Raw genomic sequence first — 2,265 nt, 5'->3', positions numbered from 1 at the left:
TGTCTGCCATTGGGTTTGTGTTAGTGAGTGTGTAAAAAAAGAGAGGGGAGTTGTTTGCTGTTTGCCACACTCAATCAGCAAAGTAGAAAAATATTTTAATTAAAATGACCCGCTTTACTAGACGTTTCAACTTCAAAATTATCTGTCATTTTCTGGCTGTCCTGTTGGTTTTTAACGGTTTTTTTATGCTAATTGCTTCAGCTGTAAGTTTGTATTATGAAGATGGGGTAACCGCCGGAATATTTTCAGCAGGAATTATAACGCTTTTTGTTGGCGTATTTATTTTTTTTCTAACAAAAACTCACAAAAAAGAAATCAAAAAAAGAGACGGCTATATCATTGTTACATTTGGTTGGCTAATTATGGCATTCAGTGGCACCTTACCCTATGTGATGACTGATGCAATCCCAAGGTTTACTAATGCCTTTTTTGAAACCATGAGTGGATATACAACTACTGGGGCTACAATATTAAATAACATTGAAGTTCTTCCAGAAAGTATTTTATTCTGGAGAAGTTTAACCCACTGGATTGGCGGAATGGGTATTATTGTGCTAGCCATTGCCATTTTGCCATTACTGGGTATTGGCGGTATGCAGTTGTTTGCTGCAGAAGCACCGGGGCCAAGCAATGACAAACTACATCCACGAATTACAGACACTGCTAAAAGACTGTGGCTGATTTATTTTTCATATACCCTAATTCAAACCCTTTTGCTACAACTTGCAGGGATGTCACTTTTTGATGCTATCAATCATTCTATGTCAACCTTAAGTACTGGTGGGTTTTCAACAAAAAATGCCAGTCTAGCTCACTGGAACCATTTACCTGTAATTCAATATATTACAATTTTCTTTATGTTTCTTGCCGGAACTAATTTTGTGTTGAGTTATTTTGCTTTTAAAGGTAAATTTTCTAAAATATTTAGAGATGAAGAATTTAGATTATACGGGGTATTTATCTTAATTTTTACAATCATTGTTTCAACAATCGTTTATTTTCAGGCAGATTTTACAATTTCATCATTAGCACACCCTGAAGTTTTTGGCCGACTTGAAGCTTCGATTAGGCACGCATTATTTCAGGTTCTGGCAATTGTAACCACCACAGGTTTTGTAACTGCTGATTACACATTGTGGACGCCTTTTTTAACCATGTTCTTCTTTGGCTTAATGTTTTTAGGAGGTTCTGCAGGCTCCACTTCGGGCGGGATGAAAATTGTAAGACACTTGATAACTATTAAAAATGGCATACTGGAGTTTAAAAGAGCTTTTCATGCCCATGCGGTACTTCCAGTACGATACAATGAGAGAGCAATACCTCAATCAATTGTATTTAATATTCTTGCATTTTTTATTCTCTACATTCTAATGTTTATAATTGGAGTAGCTGTTTTTTCGTTTCTTGGTCTGGATTTTCAAACTTCTTTAGGGGGGGCAGCCTCAAGTTTAGGAAATGTAGGGCCAGCCATTGGAGGGTTAGGACCCGTTTTTTCATATGATATGCTACCGGCATTGGGGAAATGGTGGGCTTCCTTCTTAATGCTCGTAGGTCGTCTTGAGCTATTTACAGTCCTGATATTATTGACTCCATTTTTCTGGAGAAACAGGTAAATGTTTTTTGGGTGAATTTCAGCTAAGTTTATAATTAGCTTAAAACTTCTTTGATTCGTTTGATGGCTTCTTTTATTTCTGATTCAGAAGCTGCGTAAGAAAGCCGGATACAGTTGGGATCACCAAAAGCTTCTCCGGTAACGGTAGCTACTAGCGCTTCTTCTAAAAGTAGTAATGAAAAGTCACCTGCGTTGTTGATCTGTTTACCACGAATGGTCTTTCCAAAAAAGCTTGAAACATCCGGAAAGACATAAAATGCACCTTCAGGAGTATTTGTTTTCATACCGGGAACTTCATTCAACAATTCAAGTATTAAAGTACGCCTGTTTTTAAAAGCGTCTACCATATATTGAATTTTATCAGGTGAAGCTTCCAGAGCTGCAATGGTCGCCATTTGAGCAATGGCATTGGCTCCACTGGTTATCTGCCCTTGAATTTTATTACAAGCTTTAGCTATCCAGTCAGGAGCACCAATATAACCAATTCGCCAGCCGGTCATTGCAAAGGCTTTTGAAACACCATTTACAACAATTGTTCGGTTATACATATCAGCGAATTCAGCTATGGAAGTGTGGCGGTCTCCAAAATTAATATGCTCATAGATTTCATCAGACACAACATAAATATCCGGATGCTTTTTTAATACATCTGC

Annotated in this window: 2 protein-coding genes; one reads left to right on the top strand and one right to left on the bottom strand. The window is 37.4% G+C overall.

Features of this window, described 5'->3' with window-relative positions; genetic code table 11:
• Positions 1 to 104: 104 nt before the first annotated feature.
• The gene (locus AACY61_RS12700) at positions 105 to 1,613 is read left to right on the top strand and encodes a potassium transporter TrkG (RefSeq protein WP_339611950.1); all 1,509 of its coding nucleotides are present in this window, start codon (positions 105 to 107) and stop codon (positions 1,611 to 1,613) included.
• 34 nt (positions 1,614 to 1,647) lie between these two features.
• Here the strand turns inward: AACY61_RS12700 and AACY61_RS12695 are convergent.
• A partial coding sequence (locus tag AACY61_RS12695; RefSeq protein WP_339611949.1) for an aminotransferase class I/II-fold pyridoxal phosphate-dependent enzyme occupies positions 1,648 to 2,265 on the bottom strand: 618 nt, incomplete at its 5' end.

It is taken from the genome of uncultured Planktosalinus sp., from assembly GCF_963973675.1.
Lineage (GTDB): Bacteria > Bacteroidota > Bacteroidia > Flavobacteriales > Flavobacteriaceae > Planktosalinus.
The sequence above is the reverse complement of the archived record's forward strand: the minus strand, read 5'-3'. Positions and strand labels throughout refer to the sequence as shown.

Coding starts and splice junctions, on each gene's coding strand:
- AACY61_RS12700 (WP_339611950.1), top strand. CDS start 105: ATGACCCGCTTTACTAGACGTTTCAACTTCAAAATTATCTGTCATTTT.